This window comes from Helicobacter apodemus (assembly GCF_000765745.2).
Lineage (GTDB): Bacteria > Campylobacterota > Campylobacteria > Campylobacterales > Helicobacteraceae > Helicobacter_D > Helicobacter_D apodemus.
This window is the reverse complement of sequence record NZ_JRPC02000014.1, coordinates 47,138-64,603: the sequence shown is the minus strand read 5'-3', so window position 1 is coordinate 64,603 and position 17,466 is coordinate 47,138. Positions and strand designations below refer to the sequence as shown.

The following is a 17,466-nucleotide window of genomic DNA, read 5'->3' as shown; positions in this document are numbered from 1 at the left end:
TTAATATCCTAAATCAAGCTGAATTTTCAAAGAACCCTTTTAAAATGCAAAAAAGGAAGTGAAATTATAGTAAAAATAGCTTAATATGAGATTAAGGGGCGGATTAATGGATTAAAGGAGTTATAAATGCTCTATTAAGTTTTAGATACAATGATTGATTGAATTTCAAAGAAGATTGTTTGGTTAAGATTAGGTAGATAGATGAGTAAGTCAGTGGATTAAGTGGATTAAAGATTAAGTAAGTCTTAGGTCTTAAAGATTAAAGGGGATATTAGGTATTTATTCAAGTTAGGTATTGAGTAAGTATTAAGTGGATTAAAGATTAAAGGGGATACAGAGATAGTTAGGTATTAAGTAGATGTTATTGGTTAATTAAGAGAATGGGGGGTTAATTTACCTTTTTGGAATAATTCTTGCTTGTTTAATTGGGAATATTTTATTGACAAGGGATAATTAATGAATGTTAATGATAAAAATAACTCTATGTGGGGTTTATTAAATAAAGCCTATCAAAACAAAAACACAAATAGTGATAGTATTTCTGAATATTCACCAAAGAATAATTCTACTTTCAAGGCACAAGAAACAACCAAGACAGAATCTCTATTTAATATTTTTAACAATAAATCTAATCTCTATGCACCAAGCACAATTCAAGATTCCTTTGAAAAGAGTAATGCAATGACTAAAATACAAAATTTTGCTGCTACTTTTAATCAAAATTTATCGGAATTAGGAGAAGCAATGTATAACAATGGAATCATTAATAAAGAAGAAAAAATGGGATTTGATATTTTACAAAAATATAATCCCAGTTTAAATCCTCAACAAACAAAAAATATATTAGAAACTTCCAACTTAAGTGCAGAAAACTTACAATTATTAAAAAATCTTGATAAAAAAATCGGAGCTATTCGATATTTTGGAAGATTCTAAATCTCCCAAAAATTTCATTTTAAATTTTCTATTTTTAAAATAAATTTATTCTCTCTCTCTTCAAAGAATATTTCTTCTTTTGAGACTTCATAATAAATTTCAAGATTTCCCCTTTTTATGGTTTGATAAAAACCATTCTCCAAAAGCACCTTATTTTCTCCTAAAAAAATCTCTTTACCCTGCAAAAGAAGCCTAAAATCTAACCCTCTTAAGGAATCATCACCAAAATACTTTCTTATTATAGTATCTTTGGCATAGCATTGTTGATTAAGGCAAATCTTATTTTTAAAACTTGAAAGAGAAAATAATAAATGCCCAGTATTAAAAATTTCTAAGGTTGTCTCATTAGGCAATACTTTAATAAAACCTGTATCATAGAATCGAAAATCTTTAGTGGAGAAAAAAATAATTTTAGGAGTGATTTGTTGTAGCTTTGGACTATGTTTTGCACAACCCAAAACTATCAAAAAACCAAAAGAGAACAAAAGAATGGTTAAAATTCTTCGCCTGTTAAAATACGATACCATCTTTTTCCATCAAGTTTTAATTCCATACTTACTTGACATAAACCATCTTTATAAACAGTTTCTATAATTTCAGCATTCCTAATAATCGCCATTACTTTTGTTTTAACAGTAGAGTTTTTCAACACCATATCTCTCACAGTATCTTGAGCATTTACTCTAATTCCATACATTTTCTCCCCAATTTGCCTATAAGCATCTACAATTGCAGCTCTTTTAGCCAAAGCCAAAGCTTGTGCTGGAGATAATGTAGATTCTGGAGCAACACCCATTCCAATAGCATTAATTTCAATAATACTTGATGGAGTAATCATTGGGGCATTGGGGATAACTATATCATCTCCGCCCGCTTCAATACCTTGTAGAGGCACAGCAGGAGTATTTGAGTTTCTATGATTTCCTTGAAATTCTGTATTACCCACTGGACTTGTTATTGTATAGTTTGTTCCATAACCTGCTGTAGAAGCTATTTGAGGACTATCTACTAAAGTAGTAGTTTGAGCAACTGCTAAACTTGAACCAAAAAGCATTCCTGCTAAAACTAATGAAATTGTTTTTTTTGTCATCATTCTAATCCTTTTGATTTAAGATATATTTTAAGAAGCAATTAGCATTCCAAATTTCATTTTACAAGTATTTCCCTTAAATTTCCCACCATTTTTTCCATTCCCTGCTCATAAAGTTCTCCTGCTTTTTGCCAAAAACTTTGCATATCATCATAAGGCAAATGAATACTCGCTAAAGCTAAAGTATAAAGAAAATGACTTAAAGAACCTCCAAATAAAATCCCAATAAACGCATTTTTTCGTTCAATAGCAGATATTTCATCATAGATAGCATCTACCTTAGAAAATAAATCAATTTTAGAATGAACCTCTATTTTAAATAAATCAGAAATCTTGTTTTTAAAAACAATTATTTCAAAGAGATATTTTTGCGTATCTTTTGTATAAAATTGCTCTTCTTTAGGATCTTTAAAAAGTGATTTTAACTGAGAGATGGCTTCTTTTTTATTAATGGATCTTAATTCAAAATCTTCAAAATGTGTAGGAATAGCACCTTTAATATACGCCCCATCATTTAAATTTAAAATACTAAAGGGTTTTAATATCTTAAAAGTCTCCTCTAAAGAAGTTCTTGAGAGTGAATAAAGTGCATCTGAATAAATATCATTACTAAAATTCCCATCAACCCTATAAGCGTCCTCTGGTATTATTTCTTGCTCTTCCCCATAATAAGAATTTGCAGCGTGTTTTTTCACCCCTTTTTTATACCCACAATCAAGCCCACATAATATCACATCACTTCCTAAATAACTTGCTAAAGCAGCACCTGCATTACCAACTAAAGGAGCGGTAAATTTCACTTTAAACCTTGGCTCATTAAGGTTCGCCGCACTAGAGCCATCACGTTCAAACATATAAATTTCTTTTGCTACCTCTTTAGCCTTTCTATCAAGCACAGAAGCACAAAGTAAAGGTATATTATCTAAAGGAGCTTCTCTTAAAATCCCATCTAAATAATCATGCCTTTCTATTTCTATTTGAAAATCTGGCTTGATACCAGCTTTTAATAAAGGCTTCAAAGCTGTCCCACAACTAAAAATAATCATTTTACCTTGGTTTTCTTTAATGAAGGGCAATAAAAAATCAAGGCTTGGACCCGTAGCGACAACACAAATAGGAGCATTCACCCTTTTAGGTTCTATCAACATAGGATTAAGAGTAAAACTTCTCTTATTAATAATCCCTTTCATCTCATCTTCATAAGTTCCCCAACCTCTAAGAGATTGCGAATGTAACTCATAAACCAAAGCACGAGCACTTTGTGTAATGGGGGTTTGATACATCACAAGCTCAAACCTCATAATAGCCGTGCTAATCCTACGAGAAGCAAAAAAATTCAAAGCATAATTTCTTTGCATAATGCTTTCTATAAAAATATATCCCCCCTTACGCTCTACCTTGCTAAATAATAAAGCAAAATCCACAAAAAAACAAGAAATGCGGAATAAATCTAAAGATTCTTCAAAAATAAAAAAATTATTAATCTTTTGATATTTCTCCACCAAAATTTGCAAAAAGATTCCACCACCTAGCCCAAAAAGGCTAAGATTAGGCAGAAAGTTACTTGGCAAATGATAATGCTCAACACCCCCATTATTAAGAGCAAAATTTAAAATCCCATTGACCCAAATAGAGCTATAAGGAAATCTTTCATCCATCATTGACATTTTATTCCCGCAAACACGATTCCATTTATCATTAATAGGAGGTTCAAAGGCTAAATTTTCGTGAATTGTAAGCATAGTAGATTGTCCATCTTCTAAAGGATAGAGCCAAGCATTATTTTGGAGATTAATTATATTTACGCCTTCTTTACCAATATAAAGTTGATATTCTTTAGAGGGTTTTTGCAAAGCTTCAAAAATAGCAGAGTTTTCTTGCTGAAAGAATATCAGATTCTCTCTAAATCTATTTTGACAAAAAACTTCAATTTCCTCACAACTGCTATTTTTTAACAATTCTATAATTTTCATAATATTTAATTCTAACTTCCTTCCTTAAGGCTTTAGTGCATAAAATAATAACATATTCCCATACTTTAATCTCCATTAAATAAGAAGAATTAAAATATTTTAATTCTTTAATTAATATAAAATTAGAGTGCTTTAACCCTCATCTTTTAACCCCCCCCCACTATTTTTAAAAATTAGCACAATACTATCAATAACTTCACAATAATTCTGCTAATTCTTACACAAAAATACTAATTATAAAATATAGCTTAAAAAAAAAATTAGTTTTATAAGCTTATATTAAATAAAGTTTTAATAGAATTTTGACCATAAAATTTCGGCTAAAAAAGGAGCAATTATGTCTTATGTGCAAAATATCATTCAAAAAGTGCAAAAACTCTATCCTGACCAAATAGAGTTTCATCAAGCAGTCAGAGAAGTTTTAGAGTCCATAGAACCTGCTTTAAAAAAGGATAAAAAATACGAGAAGTTCAAAGTTTTAGAAAGAATAGTGATTCCAGAAAGACAACTAAATTTTAGAGTAACCTGGGAAGATGATAAAGGAGAGATTCAAGTTAATAGAGGATACCGAATAGAATTTAGTTCGCTTTTAGGACCTTATAAAGGTGGTTTAAGATTTCATCCTAGTGTTACAGAGGGGATTATTAAATTTCTAGGTTTTGAACAAATTTTCAAAAACTCTCTAACAGGTTTAGCAATGGGAGGAGGAAAAGGCGGAAGTGATTTTGACCCTAAAGGCAAAAGTGATAGAGAAGTTATGCGATTCTGTCAAGCCTTTATGAATGAGCTTTATCGCCATATCGGGGCACATACAGATGTTCCAGCAGGAGATATTGGTGTTGGCGGAAGAGAAATTGGCTATCTCTTTGGGCAATATAAAAAACTTACTAATCGTTATGATGGTGTTTTAACTGGTAAATCTTTACTTTGGGGTGGAAGCTTAGTAAGGACAGAAGCAACAGGCTATGGAAGCGTGTATTTTGCAGAGGAAATGTTAAAGCACAGCAAATTTGGGACTTTAGAGGGCAAAACTTGCTTAGTTTCAGGAAGTGGAAATGTGGCTATCTATACTATTGAGAAACTCCAACAATTAGGGGCAAAACCTGTAACTATTAGTGATTCAAAAGGTATGATTTATGATGCAAATGGCATTGATTTAGCCCTTCTTAAAGAGATTAAAGAAGTTAAGCGAGAAAGTCTTGAAACCTACGCAAAAACAAAAAAAGGTGCAAAATGGACAAGTATAAAAGACTATCCAAAAGATTATAATCCTCTTTGGGGCATTCCAGCATTTGCTGCATTCCCAAGTGCTACACAAAATGAACTTAACGCAAAAGACGCTGAAAATTTGCTCAAAAACGGATGTAAATGTATTAGTGAGGGTGCGAATATGCCATCAACTATTGAAGCTGTCCATAAATTCATTGATGCAAAAATCTGTTATGGTCCGGGTAAAGCTGCTAATGCCGGTGGAGTAGCAACAAGTGGTTTAGAAATGAGCCAAAATGCCTCTATGACCGCTTGGAGTTTTGAAGAGGTGGATAAAAAGCTTCATAATATTATGAAACATATTTATGCAAGTGCAAGTGAAGCCGCAAAAGAATTTAAAGACCCTACCAACTTAGTATTAGGAGCTAATATTGCAGGCTTTAGAAAAGTTGCTAATGCGATGATTGAGCAAGGTCTTGTATAAAATATTTCTTTTATTACTAGTATTTTTAGGTTTAGATTCCTTATATGGGGAATCTTTAACTTTTAAGACCTATTCAAAAGACTCCTTTGTAATAACCCCAACCTCCCTTATGAGCGAAAAACTTGATGGGATTCGTGGAATTTGGGATGGAAAAACTCTCATTAGCAAAAATAATTATCCCATAAATCCGCCTAAAGAATGGCTAGAGAACTTTCCGCCATTTAGTCTAGATGGAGAATTATGGCTATCTTATAATGCTTTTGAAGAGACTTCAGGTATTATTCGTAATTCTAAATCTACCTTAAAAGAGTGGAAACAAATTACTTATTATGTCTTTGATGTGCCTAATATTTGTGAAAAATGTAACCTAAAAGAACGTTTGGAGGTTTTAGAGGAATATTTAAAATCTCATTTCACGTCGCAAATAAAAATAATTCCACAAATTCCTATCCAAAACCAAGAGCATTTACAATCTTATTTTCAAGAAATTTTAGCAAGAAATGGTGAAGGATTAATTTTACGGGATAATATTAACTCCAATATCGCCTATAAATACAAAGCCTATGAAGATAGCGAATGTGAAGTTATAGGTTATACGCAAGGCAAAGGGAAGTTTAAAGGACAATTAGGTGCCATCCTCTGTCAAGCATTTATTGATGGTGCTTATAAAACCTTCAAGATTGGTTCAGGCTTTAGCAATAAAGAGCGAAAATCTCCCCCTCCTCTTCACTCCATTATTACTTACAAATACTTTGGCTTCACAGCAAATAAGCTACCAAAATTTCCTATTTTTTTAAGAGTTCGCGATAAAAATTTTTAACAAAAATGTTACAATTATATTCTAATCCTTAAATAAGGAATAAATTATGTTAGTTGAGATTCAATCCGAACTTTACTTCATACTCCTCGCTGCCATTGCTATTATAGCGGTTTTAAACCCTTTTGGAAATCTCCCACAATTTCTTGATATGACAGAGGGATTAGCGCTTAATACTAGAAAAGATCTTTTTAGAAAAATACTCTATACAGCCTTTGTTATTGTTATGGTCTTTTTATTTTCTGGCTCTTTTATTATGACTTATCTTTTTAAAGTCGATATTAATCACTTACGAATTGCTGGTGGCTTATTGTTAATCATAATTAGCCTTAAAAGCCTTATTATACCCAAAAAAGAAGAAGAATTTTCCCATTACCAAAATTTAAGTAAAAACGAATTACTTAATCGAAGTGTTGTCCCTATGGCGTTTCCTATGTTAGTTGGTCCTGGGACACTCTCTACTATTACGGTAATTGCTGAAGAAAGTGGTTTAGCTATTACTATCTTTGCCATCATAGTAGCTTTTATTTTTATGCTGATTTTATTCCATTATGCTACAACCATTGAACACATTATTGGAAAACTCATCTTACAAGTCTTTTCAAGAATTGTCCTAGTTTTTATTATGGCAATGGGGGTAAAAATGATGATAACAGGTTTTAAATTTCTCTTTCATCTAGCCTAGATATTCTTTAAAATTATTTGTAAGATATTTTCTGTAGCATTACTAGAACATTGTTGTTGCAACTCTTTACTTATTTGGCTTATTTTTTCTTCTTCTAAATACCCCAAAATATCCCATAATACTTCATCAAATAAATTTTTTTCTTCACATAAAAACCCTAAATTCTTATTTTCTAAAAATTTTGCATTAAAATATTGATGATTACTAGCCGCATAAGGATAAGGGATAAACAAAGAGGGTAACCCGTTAGCACATAACTCCCACAATGAACTAGCACCCGCTCTTGAGAGTGCAAAATCACAGATTCTAAAAATCTCTGGCATTTGTTGGCTAAACTTAAACAAACATATATCAAAATCACCCTCTAAATTATCCCCATCCTCAAAAACCATTAATTTTAGTTTAAGGGATTGGTATTCCTTATATACTCGTTCAAAATCTCTTTTACCACATTGATGATAAATCCTTATTCCTCTAGCTTTCATATCCTCTGCCACACTTAAAGCAAAGTTATTAATCGTTCTAGCTCCTTGCGACCCTCCCATAAATAAAACATTTATCACCCTATGCCTTATTCTAGCAGTTTGAAAAAATGCTTGATTAATAGGATAAAATTTAGTAGGCGAAGTATCCAAATAAGAGGAGAAAAAGAGTTTTGCATAGGGCTTTAAAAGAGTATTTAATCGTCCAATTTGTGCATTTTGTTCATGAATGATTAAAGGGATTTTCAAAACAATAGCAGCAAATGCTGCAGGTGCTGCAGAATATCCTCCCACAGAAAAGACAAAATTAATCTTTTCTTTCCTTAATATTCCTAAAACCTCATAAAAAGCACTAAAGTGATGCCAAAGAGACCTTATTTTACCTATTCCTTTTTGATTAACAACCCCACAAGTCTTTAAAAAGTATTTTTGAATAAAATAATGATTATTTTCAAAATAGATTCTATCCTGTCCTGCATTACTCCCTATAAAAATACATTCTAAACCATTTTTAAAACATTCTTCTAAAAAAGCTTTTGCAACACTTAAATGTCCTCCTGTCCCACCACCTGTAATAACTACTTTCATTAAATTCCTCTAAAACTTTATTAAAATCTTAACACAAGAATACTTTAAAGGCATAGCAACTTCTTAAATGTGTAGAATATGCAACCTCTTATGACAAAAGTTTAAATAAAATAATACTTTTTTACAAAAAGTATTAAAAATAATTGTAAAATTTCCTTAAAATACACCAACATCATAAAGGCTTAAATATGGAAGAAATGAATATTCTTGATAAAAAATCCCTATCAATGTCTATCTTAATGACCCCTAGTATGGCAAACTTCCGCGGAAGGGTTCATGGTGGAGATATTATGAAGCTTATGGATCAAGTTGCTTATGCTTGTGCGGCTAGATATTGTGGCAAATATGCAGTTACACTATCTGTTGATAGTATTACCTTTAAACAACCCATAGCTGTAGGCAATCTTGTGACCTTTAACGCATCGGTAAATTACACCGGCACTAGCTCTTTAGAAATAGGTATTAAAGTTATTGCTGAAGATGTTTATAATCATTCTAATACTCATACTAATAGTGCCTACTTTACAATGGTATGTGTTGATGAAGAGGGCAAACCTGCTAAGGTTCCAGAATTCATCCCGCAAACCGATGAAGAAAAAAGGCGACATAAAAACGCCATTAAACGCAAAGAAGTAAGAATGGAATTAGCCAATAAACAAATGTGATTTTATGTTACAATTTCTCCTCTTGGAGGGATTATGCTAAACCAACAAAACAATATACAAAATATTCAAAATACATTGATAACTAACCATCTAAACCGACTTTTTAAAAAAAACTCAAGAGCCATTGCGCTACTTTTTAAAGCCCTCATTAGAGGTGAAAAACTTTATCCCAAAGATACCCTATTAAAACCTAGAGAAGAAAAAACTTCACAAACCAATAATAAATCCCTATCAAAACCCCAAAACTCAAAGACAGATTCTAAGCCCTTAACAAAAACCCTCACAAAACCTCCCCTTAATATTGAAGGATAAATGCAATTCCATATCGTCCTCCATCAGCCAAGAATACCTCAAAACACAGGAAATATAGGAAGGCTTTGCTTTGCAAGCAATTCTATTTTACACCTTATTCACCCCTTAGGTTTCAAAATTTCTGCAAAGGAACTCAAAAGAGCTGGAATGGATTATTGGAAAGATTTAGAATTTTATGAGTGGGATAATTTTAAATCTTTTCTAAACTCCGCTATTACCTTAGAGCATTTTTACCTCACCACCAAAAGCACCTTAGCTTACTATAAAGCAGACTTAAAAAATGGTGCATATTTGCATTTTGGCAGAGAAGATGCTGGATTAAATCCCTCTTTACTCGCTCAATACCCCAAACAAACACTCACTATTCCTATGCAAAATAATGCAAGAAGTTTAAATCTTGCGACAAGTGTAGGGATTGTTCTTTATGAAGGCATTAGGCAACGCGATTTATTCCATCTCTAAACGCAATAAAAGCATTTCATTGCCCTCTATTATTGCAATTGATGAAGAGCCACACAAAGGGCATTGTGTATAATTTATCCCTACAGCTTGACTACTTTGCTTACAATTCTCACAAAATAGCTTCACTTTAACCAATCTAATAAACAATTCAGCATCTTCACAAATGCTCCCAATCTTAAAATCTAAAAATGCTCTTTTTAATAAATCCGCATTTACTCCACTCCTCTCCCCAATTTCTAAATGGATAGCTAACACCTTACTAGCTTGATTATCTTTAGCAATTTGCTCACAATTCTCAAGCAATGAGGAGACTACTGAAAATTCGTGCATACTTTTTCCTACTATTTCTACAAATTAAAATATTTTTAGTTATCATATTGTAAAATATTTTTTTTAATCTTAAAAACACTAGAAATTTTAGATTTTTGCAAGGTAATCAATGAGACATTTTCTAACTTTAGCGGATTTTAGCAAAGAAGAAATTTTAGAAATTTTACAAATCGCTAAAAAGCTCAAAAAAGAGCTAAAAGATGGTCAATACAGCAATCTTTTAGAAAATAAAACCTTAGGAATGATTTTTGAAAAAAGCTCCACAAGAACTCGTGTAAGCTTTGAAGTGGGTATCCACCAACTAGGGGGTAAAGGAATCTTTTTATCAAATAATGATATACAACTTAGTCGTGGGGAACCCCTTAAAGATACCGCTAGAGTGCTCTCATCTATGGTAGATATGATAATGATGCGAACCTTTAAACATTCAAGCCTAGAAGAATTCGCACAATACTCTAGTGTGCCTGTAATTAATGGCTTAACCGACGATTTTCACCCTATGCAATTACTCGCAGACTTTTTCACAATGCAAGAATGCCATAAAGATAAAAACCCTATAGTAGCATATATCGGAGATGGGAATAATATGGCACATTCTTGGTTAATGCTTGCTGCAAAACTTGGGTTTGAATTAAGAATCGCCTCCCCTAAAAATTACCAAGTTTCGCCAAAAATTCTGCAACAAGCCCAAGCATTCGCTAAAATTTCTGGCTCAAAGCTATTAATAATGCAAGACCCTAAAGAAGCAATTTTAAATGCAGATGTTGTTACCACAGATACTTGGACTTCTATGGGGCAAGAAAAAGACAAAGAAATGCGAAAAAAAGCATTTAAAGGCTATTGTGTAGATAAAGCACTTTTATCCCTAGCAAAACAAGATTCTATCTTTTTGCACTGCTTACCCGCCTATCGAGGAGAAGAAGTTACGCAAGAAGTTTTAGAAGGCACACAGAGTAAAGTTTTTTTAGAAGCAGAAAATCGCTTACATATACAAAAAGGAGTTATGGTTTGGCTACATCAAAATCGTTAATACAACACAAAGAAACAAATTGCTACCAAAAACTTAAACAAGCAATTACACAAACTCACAAATATGTCTCTGATTTACCAGAATCTCTTCAAGACTTCCCTAAGGATTCTTTAGCCTATTGTCTCAAAGATAACAATAATGAAGAATATTACCTACTCTCTACAAAAATTGTTAGAGCCCTTATGGAATCTGCAAAAAAGTTAGAAGAGGATAAATACCTCTTTAAATTAGAGCAAGAAATCTACAAGAGTATGCCTATTGATTTTGATGATGTTTGGTGCATTGCCTTAAAAGAAATCAAAAATTACAAAAAAGACCCCAAAAAGATTATCCAAAATATCAAAAAACGCTATCCCTATTTATTTGTAAATTTTGATTTAAATAATTCTATGAATAATATAAGAATATAACCAATGCAACCTACCATAGACTTTAAAAAGTTTGCCACTTATTCTAAACCCGGTCCCCGCTATACAAGCTACCCAACCGCTATAGAATTTAATGAATCTTATACTTTAGATTCTTACCTCAAAGACTTAAGAGAGGATAAAAGCCCCCTCTCTTTATATATTCATCTCCCTTTTTGCCGCACCGCTTGTTATTTTTGTGGTTGCAATGTTATTTATACAAGCAAAGAAGAAAATAAACAACTTTATATAAAAAACCTCCAAAAAGAGCTAGAAATCTTAAAAGATTCAATGGATACTACAAAAATCGTTTATCAACTCCATTTTGGAGGGGGAACACCAACTTTTTTTAACGCAAAAGAGCTAGAAATCATTATTAATCTTTTAAAAAACACTTTCCCAAACTTCGATAAAGAAGCAGAAATTGCCTGTGAAATTGACCCTAGATATTTCACTACAGAACAAATGCAAGTGCTAAAAAATGGAGGTTTTAACCGACTAAGCTTTGGAGTGCAAGATTTTAATCAAGAAGTGCAAACGGCTATCCATAGATACCAACCCTTTACCCAAGTGCAAAAGGCTATCGAAATTGCAAGAGATTTTGACATCCCCTCAATTAATTTTGATTTAATCTATGGATTACCTTATCAAAACTTAGAAACCTTTAAACAAACCCTCAAATCTTGCATAAGTTTAAACCCTGAACGTTTTGCTATTTTTAACTACGCCCACGTGCCTTGGCTAAAAAAAACTATGCGAAAAATCGATGAAACTACCTTACCTAATCCCGAAGAAAAGCTAAAGATTCTAGAATACACCATTACCTACCTGCAAGAAGCAGGATATAAAATGATTGGAATGGACCATTTTGCCAAAGCAGATGATGAACTTTTTCAATCTATACAAAAAGGTGAATTAAGGCGAAACTTTCAAGGCTACAGCACAAAAGGTGGGACACAAACTATAGGCATTGGCTTAACCTCTATTGGGGAGGGAGAGAATTATTATGCCCAAAACTACAAAGAAATGCCTCTTTATCAAGAATCCCTACAAAAGGGGAAACTGCCCTTTTGTAGAGGCATTAAGCTTAGCCTAGATGATAAAATTAGAAAAAAAGTGATTATGCAGTTAATGAGTAATTTTAAACTCAATTTTACACAAATCCAAAAAGATTTTTCTATTAATTTTAAAGACTATTTTAAAGAAGAATTAGAAAATCTAAAGCCCTTGAATGAAGCAGGATTCATTACTCTTAAGAGTGATGAAATTCTAGTTAGTGAGATGGGAACTTTATTAATCCGTAATATCGCGATGGTTTTTGATATTTACCTAAAAAAAATCGCGCAAGGACAAAAAGTTTTTAGCAAAACAATTTAGGATAAAAATGGCACATTTTGAAAATTATAACTATCTAACAACAAGTGATGCTTGCGTTAAATGTGGAAAATGTCTTCCAGATTGCACGATTTTTGCTATTAATGGCGATGAAGCAACTTCCCCTAGAGGCTTTATTGACCTATTAGGTGCTTACCAAAGGAAAGAAATTCCTCTTGATAAAAACGCAAAAGAAATTTTTGAAAAATGCTTTTTATGCACGACTTGCGTTAGCGTATGCCCAATCTCTCTGCCTACAGATACACTCATTGAAAATATCCGCTATGAGCTTATGCAGAAGTACGGAATTAGCTGGTTTAAACGCATATTTTTTTATCTCCTAAAGCACCGCAAAATTATGGATTTTAGTTTTAAAATTATCGCATTTTTCACTCCCCTACTTTTCAAAGAAAGCCCCGATAAAAGCTCTATAATTCCCCGCTTTAAACTGCCTCTTATAAAAAATAGAATCTTTGCTAAAACTTATAAAAAAAGCTTTTTAAACACCCATAAAGAACACTTAACTTTTGATTCAAAAAGTAAAAAAAAGGTAGCAATTTTTATTGGTTGTTTGGGGAATTACAACTACAAAGAAATTGGTGAATCGCTGCTTTATATTTTAGAAAAATTAGGGATTAATGCGATGATTCCAAAGGCACAACAATGCTGTGGAGCACCGGCATATTTCACAGGGGATTTTGAAAGCGTGGATAGGCTTATCAAACACAATGTAGAATATTTCGAAACCTTTATTGATGAAGTAGATGCGATTTTAATCCCAGAAGCAACTTGTGCGGCGATGGTAATAGAAGATTGGGAAAAGTTTATGAAAAACAACCTAGAATTTAAACAAAGAATCCAAAAAATCTTGCCAAAAATTCATATGGCGACACAATACCTAGCAAATGCTACTCATCTTAAAGAATACTTAAGCAATCTCCAAACTACCCATAAGCCCACTTTAACCTATCACGACCCTTGCCACGCTAGAAAAGTATTAGGAATATGGAAAGAACCAAGAGATCTTTTAGCACAAAACTATACTTTAATAGAAATGGAAGATTCTAATATGTGTTGCGGTTTTGGTGGAGTTACTATGCAAACTGAACGTTTTGAACTTGCTAGTAAAGTAGGGAGTAAAAAAGCCAAAATGATAGATAAAACACAAGCAATGTATGTAAGTGCAGAATGCAGTGCTTGCAGAATGCAACTAAGCAATGCACTCTATCAAGAAAAGGTTGATATTCCCTTTAAACACCCTTTAGAATTAATTGCCAATGCAATAAAACAATAACCCTATACCACAACTTTAGCTTTACAATCTATTCAAGAAGTATCAAAGCTTATTTATAATATAATCACAACAAAACAAAAAAGGGGTTATATTTGCATAAAATTACATTGATTGTATTAAGTGCAGGAGATAGCAGTCGCTTCCAAACAAAAAAGATTCCTAAAAAACAATGGTTACGCATAGGAGAACTCCCCTTATGGCTAAAAGTAGCTCAAGAAATTAGCAGTTATTACCCCTTTAGCAAAGTCCTTATTAGTGCAAAAGAATGTGAAAAGAAATATATGCAGCGGTATTTAGACTCTTTTGGATTAGACTTCCTACTCACAACGGGTGGAGAGACACGGCAAGAATCTCTTAAAAACGCCCTATCACAAGTAGATGAAGAATTTGTTTTAGTAAGTGATGTTGCACGTTGCAGTATCCCCAAAAGCATATTTGATACAATCCTATTAGAAGCTAATAACTATGATTGTGTTGTCCCTTATATCCCTATTAATGATACTATCGTCTATGATAAGGATGGCTTAGAATATCTCCAAAGGGAGCAAATAAAAATCATTCAAACCCCCCAACTAAGCAAAACAAAGATTCTAAAAAATGCCTTAGGAAATCACACTTACACCGATGAAAGCAGTGCTATTTATGCAAATGGTGGAAAAGTAGGATTTGTGCTAGGCTCACTACAATCAAGAAAATTAACCTCTTTAGAAGATCTATCAAGCCTTTCATTGCCTCCACCTAACAAGAAAACCCTTATTGGTTGTGGTAGCGATATTCACGCTCTCAAAAAAGGAGAAGGAATTTTACTAGGAGGAGTCTTCATCCCTTGTGAATTTAAGCTCATCGCCCATAGTGATGGGGATGTATGTTTACACGCTTTAAGCGATGCCATACTAGGGGGAATTGGTGCTGGAGATATTGGGGAGTGGTTTCCTGATAATGATGAAACCTATAAAAATGCAGATTCTGCAAAACTCTTAGAACAAATTACGAATTTTACCCTAAATGTTGGCTATACAATCCAACAAGTAGATATTACGATATTTGCACAAAAACCCAAAATATCTCCCTACAAACAAGCCATAGAAAAAAATATTGCTAAACTCTTAGGGATTCCCCTATTTTGTGTAAATGTAAAAGCCACGACAACAGAAAAGCTTGGTTTTATCGGTAGGCAAGAGGGGATTTTGGTGCATTCTAATGTGGTTTTAACCTACTTCCAATGGCACAATAAAACAAATGAGGAAGAACAATGAAAATTTTAATTATAGAAAATGAAATTTACTTAGCACAAAGCATCACTACAAAACTCAATCATTTAGGATTTGACTGCGAAAATGTATCCAACATCAAAGAAGCCTTTAATATCCAACTAGTAGATATTGTTTTATTATCTACAAATATCGCAGGAGAGGATTTCTATCCACTCATTGAAAAGTTTAAAAACTCCATTGTTATTTTAATGATTCCCTATATTAACGATGATACCGTTACATTTCCCCTGCAAGCTGGAGCAAGTGACTATATTGTAAAACCCTTTATGATTGATGAACTTGTTAGAAAAATCAAACATTTCACACATTACAAACAATTACAAAAAGAAATTTTATTCTATAAAGATTATTTTTGCAGTTCTTTAATCAACCCAAACCATTCTATTAATGCAATAGTTTCCTTTCCTCTCATCATCAAAAGCATTTCCCAAAAGATTATTGATGCTTATGTGATTAATTACGCTATTATAAAAAAACTATCCATTAACTTCCATTCTTTTTACAAAAACCCCAAATTCCAAGATTACCTAAAAAATACTTCTAGGCAACAGCTTAACTACATCATTGGTTTTGAAACACTTACAAAAGAAAAAAGAGAGGAGTTTTTAAAAAAATTAAAAAATACTCCCGCAATGCTTTCTTACTTAGGCGAAGAAATTGAAGATAGTTTTAGCAATGTTTATGAAATCAGCGCCAAAAGTATCACTGAAAATCTCGAAGAAGATATTTTAAGTGTCGATGAATATGTCAAAACAACGATTTTAAAATTTGAAGATAAATATCCTGATACAGAACTTAGCAAAAAGCTTGGAATGTCCAGAAAAAGTCTATGGGAGAGAAGAAAAAAATATGGAATTGCAAAGAAAAAATAAATCTCTATTCATCGACAAAGAAGCTATTTTTGCCCTCCTTTTATGCCAAGAGGGGCTACTTTATCCAGTAACGCATTTAATGGATGAAGCAAAAATGCTAGAGGTAGATAAAACCGGACTTTATAACAACCAAAGATTCCCTCTCTCTTTCATTCTAGCACCCGCAGGAAAACGCAATGAAGAGATTATCAAAACCGCTACTAAAGGGGAGGTATTAGACTTAGTCTATAACAACCAAGTCTATGGGACTCTAAAGGTGGATTCAAGCTTTTTTATTGATAAAAAAGAAAGACTTTTAAAGATTATGAGTGGAGATATTTACTCGCAAAAAGCACAAGATATTTATCGTCGATTAGGTAATTATGCCATTTGTGGAGAATACAACATTATAACTTCACTCGCAAATAATTGCTTTGATAATAGAATTGCAAAAGACAAAATCCTACAATTCAAAAAAAGCACAAAAGCACAAAGTATTACTTCAATGGTATTAGACGCCTCCCCTATTACAAGGATTCACGAACATATATTCCGACTTATTTTAGATAAAAACCAATTATTAATCCTACTCTTGCTGCGCAAACAAAATGAAGATTTACTAGATTTTCAAATCCGCAAAGAATGTTTAGAATATGTGATTGAAAACTTCTTACCAAAGGGCAAAATTATGATTTTTCCTTTAGATAACATCTATCTTTTTGCTGGAGCACACGGGATTATCTTAGATGCTATCCTCTCTCAAAATCTAGGTTGTGAGAGAATAGTTATTGGGGAAAATTATCCCAATCTAGCTATTTACTACGACCACCAAAAAATCCATTCTATTTTTGATACCACCAAAAACATTAAAATCAAAGTAAAACTGCTTAGCGAATTTGTTTATTGCAACCAATGCAACACAATTATTAGCACCAAAACCTGCCCACACGGGAAACACCACCATATTAATTATTCCTCTAATTTCATCCAAAGCATTTTAAAAGCAGGATTAATCCCTCCTACTATTTTAGTGCGAAAAGAAGTATCAGCAAAAATCCTTAGCCACCTTTTTCCTAAACGTTTTCAACACATTATTAAACAATACCAAACAATGTTTTCAAAAAATGGTATCTTGCAAGAGCAAAGTGAAGAAGATTTTTATTTAAAACTTATCGAACTTTACCAAACACATCCTTAAATTAG

At 32.6% G+C, this 17,466-nt stretch carries 18 protein-coding genes and 1 pseudogene; 14 read left to right on the top strand and 5 right to left on the bottom strand.

The window, feature by feature from the left end; all coding sequences use genetic code 11:
* Nucleotides 1-456: 456 nt before the first annotated feature.
* On the top strand, nt 457-936 hold the full coding sequence (locus LS72_RS06430) for a hypothetical protein (protein WP_034554832.1): 480 nt from the start codon (nt 457-459) through the stop codon (nt 934-936).
* A 14-nt stretch (nt 937-950) separates the two neighbouring features.
* Here LS72_RS06430 and LS72_RS06425 read toward each other — a convergent pair whose 3' ends face one another.
* From LS72_RS06425 to LS72_RS06415, 3 genes and pseudogenes are all read right to left on the bottom strand, one after another.
* The gene (locus LS72_RS06425) at nt 951-1,403 is read right to left on the bottom strand and encodes a hypothetical protein (protein WP_238700741.1); all 453 of its coding nucleotides are present in this window, start codon (nt 1,401-1,403) and stop codon (nt 951-953) included.
* A gap of 26 nt (nt 1,404-1,429) precedes the next feature.
* Nucleotides 1,430-1,906, bottom strand: a pseudogene (locus tag LS72_RS11645) (LPP20 family lipoprotein); the annotation flags it as partial.
* 176 nt (nt 1,907-2,082) lie between these two features.
* Entirely contained in the window at nt 2,083-3,999 is a 1,917-nt protein-coding gene (locus tag LS72_RS06415; protein ID WP_034554835.1) for a motility associated factor glycosyltransferase family protein, read from the bottom strand.
* Between the two features lie 337 nt (nt 4,000-4,336).
* Between LS72_RS06415 and gdhA the strand changes: the two genes are divergently transcribed.
* The 3 genes from gdhA to LS72_RS06400 all read left to right on the top strand — a co-directional run bounded on the left by gdhA (nt 4,337) and on the right by LS72_RS06400 (nt 7,194).
* Nucleotides 4,337-5,692, top strand: coding sequence for an NADP-specific glutamate dehydrogenase (gdhA, locus tag LS72_RS06410; protein WP_034554836.1), 1,356 nt, complete (start codon nt 4,337-4,339; stop codon nt 5,690-5,692).
* 109 nt (nt 5,693-5,801) lie between these two features.
* A complete protein-coding gene (locus LS72_RS06405; RefSeq protein ID WP_138155194.1) occupies nt 5,802-6,512 on the top strand; it encodes a DNA ligase in 711 nt (236 codons plus the stop codon).
* Nucleotides 6,513-6,558: 46 nt separating this feature from the next.
* A complete protein-coding gene (locus LS72_RS06400) occupies nt 6,559-7,194 on the top strand; it encodes a MarC family protein (protein WP_138155190.1) in 636 nt (211 codons plus the stop codon).
* Here the strand turns inward: LS72_RS06400 and LS72_RS06395 are convergent.
* Complete coding sequence (locus LS72_RS06395) at nt 7,191-8,264, bottom strand: UDP-N-acetylglucosamine--N-acetylmuramyl-(pentapeptide) pyrophosphoryl-undecaprenol N-acetylglucosamine transferase (protein WP_034554392.1); 1,074 nt, start codon at nt 8,262-8,264, stop codon at nt 7,191-7,193. The genes LS72_RS06400 and LS72_RS06395 overlap by 4 nt on opposite strands.
* A 188-nt stretch (nt 8,265-8,452) precedes the next feature.
* Here LS72_RS06395 and LS72_RS06390 point away from each other — a divergent pair, with 188 nt between their 5' ends.
* From LS72_RS06390 to LS72_RS06380, 3 genes are read left to right on the top strand one after another with little or no spacing between them, the layout of a single operon-like run.
* A complete protein-coding gene (locus LS72_RS06390; protein ID WP_034554394.1) occupies nt 8,453-8,929 on the top strand; it encodes an acyl-CoA thioesterase in 477 nt (158 codons plus the stop codon).
* 33 nt (nt 8,930-8,962) lie between these two features.
* Complete coding sequence (locus LS72_RS06385) at nt 8,963-9,241, top strand: hypothetical protein (protein WP_034554395.1); 279 nt, start codon at nt 8,963-8,965, stop codon at nt 9,239-9,241.
* Complete coding sequence (locus tag LS72_RS06380) at nt 9,242-9,703, top strand: tRNA (cytidine(34)-2'-O)-methyltransferase (RefSeq protein ID WP_034554397.1); 462 nt, start codon at nt 9,242-9,244, stop codon at nt 9,701-9,703.
* Here LS72_RS06380 and hypA read toward each other — a convergent pair.
* Entirely contained in the window at nt 9,689-10,033 is a 345-nt protein-coding gene (gene hypA, locus LS72_RS06375; protein ID WP_034554398.1) for a hydrogenase/urease nickel incorporation protein HypA, read from the bottom strand. The two genes, LS72_RS06380 and hypA, sit on opposite strands and share 15 nt — an antisense overlap.
* A gap of 109 nt (nt 10,034-10,142) precedes the next feature.
* Between hypA and argF the strand changes: the two genes are divergently transcribed.
* The 7 genes from argF to LS72_RS06340 all read left to right on the top strand — a co-directional run bounded on the left by argF (nt 10,143) and on the right by LS72_RS06340 (nt 17,461).
* On the top strand, nt 10,143-11,063 hold the full coding sequence (gene argF / locus LS72_RS06370; RefSeq protein ID WP_034554400.1) for an ornithine carbamoyltransferase: 921 nt from the start codon (nt 10,143-10,145) through the stop codon (nt 11,061-11,063).
* Nucleotides 11,042-11,473, top strand: coding sequence for a DUF2603 domain-containing protein (locus tag LS72_RS06365; protein ID WP_034554401.1), 432 nt, complete (start codon nt 11,042-11,044; stop codon nt 11,471-11,473). The genes argF and LS72_RS06365 overlap by 22 nt, the downstream gene beginning before the upstream one ends.
* A 3-nt stretch (nt 11,474-11,476) precedes the next feature.
* Complete coding sequence (gene hemN, locus LS72_RS06360) at nt 11,477-12,847, top strand: oxygen-independent coproporphyrinogen III oxidase (protein ID WP_034554403.1); 1,371 nt, start codon at nt 11,477-11,479, stop codon at nt 12,845-12,847.
* 7 nt (nt 12,848-12,854) lie between these two features.
* Entirely contained in the window at nt 12,855-14,138 is a 1,284-nt protein-coding gene (locus tag LS72_RS06355; RefSeq protein ID WP_034554405.1) for a (Fe-S)-binding protein, read from the top strand.
* Between the two features lie 92 nt (nt 14,139-14,230).
* On the top strand, nt 14,231-15,394 hold the full coding sequence (locus tag LS72_RS06350; protein WP_034554406.1) for a bifunctional 2-C-methyl-D-erythritol 4-phosphate cytidylyltransferase/2-C-methyl-D-erythritol 2,4-cyclodiphosphate synthase: 1,164 nt from the start codon (nt 14,231-14,233) through the stop codon (nt 15,392-15,394).
* Nucleotides 15,391-16,284, top strand: a complete 894-nt coding sequence (locus LS72_RS06345) for a response regulator (RefSeq protein WP_034554408.1) — start codon at nt 15,391-15,393, stop codon at nt 16,282-16,284. Before LS72_RS06350 ends, LS72_RS06345 begins: the two co-directional genes overlap by 4 nt.
* A complete protein-coding gene (locus LS72_RS06340; RefSeq protein ID WP_238700740.1) occupies nt 16,220-17,461 on the top strand; it encodes a sulfate adenylyltransferase in 1,242 nt (413 codons plus the stop codon). Before LS72_RS06345 ends, LS72_RS06340 begins: the two co-directional genes overlap by 65 nt.
* The last annotated feature ends 5 nt before the right edge of the window (nt 17,462-17,466 follow it).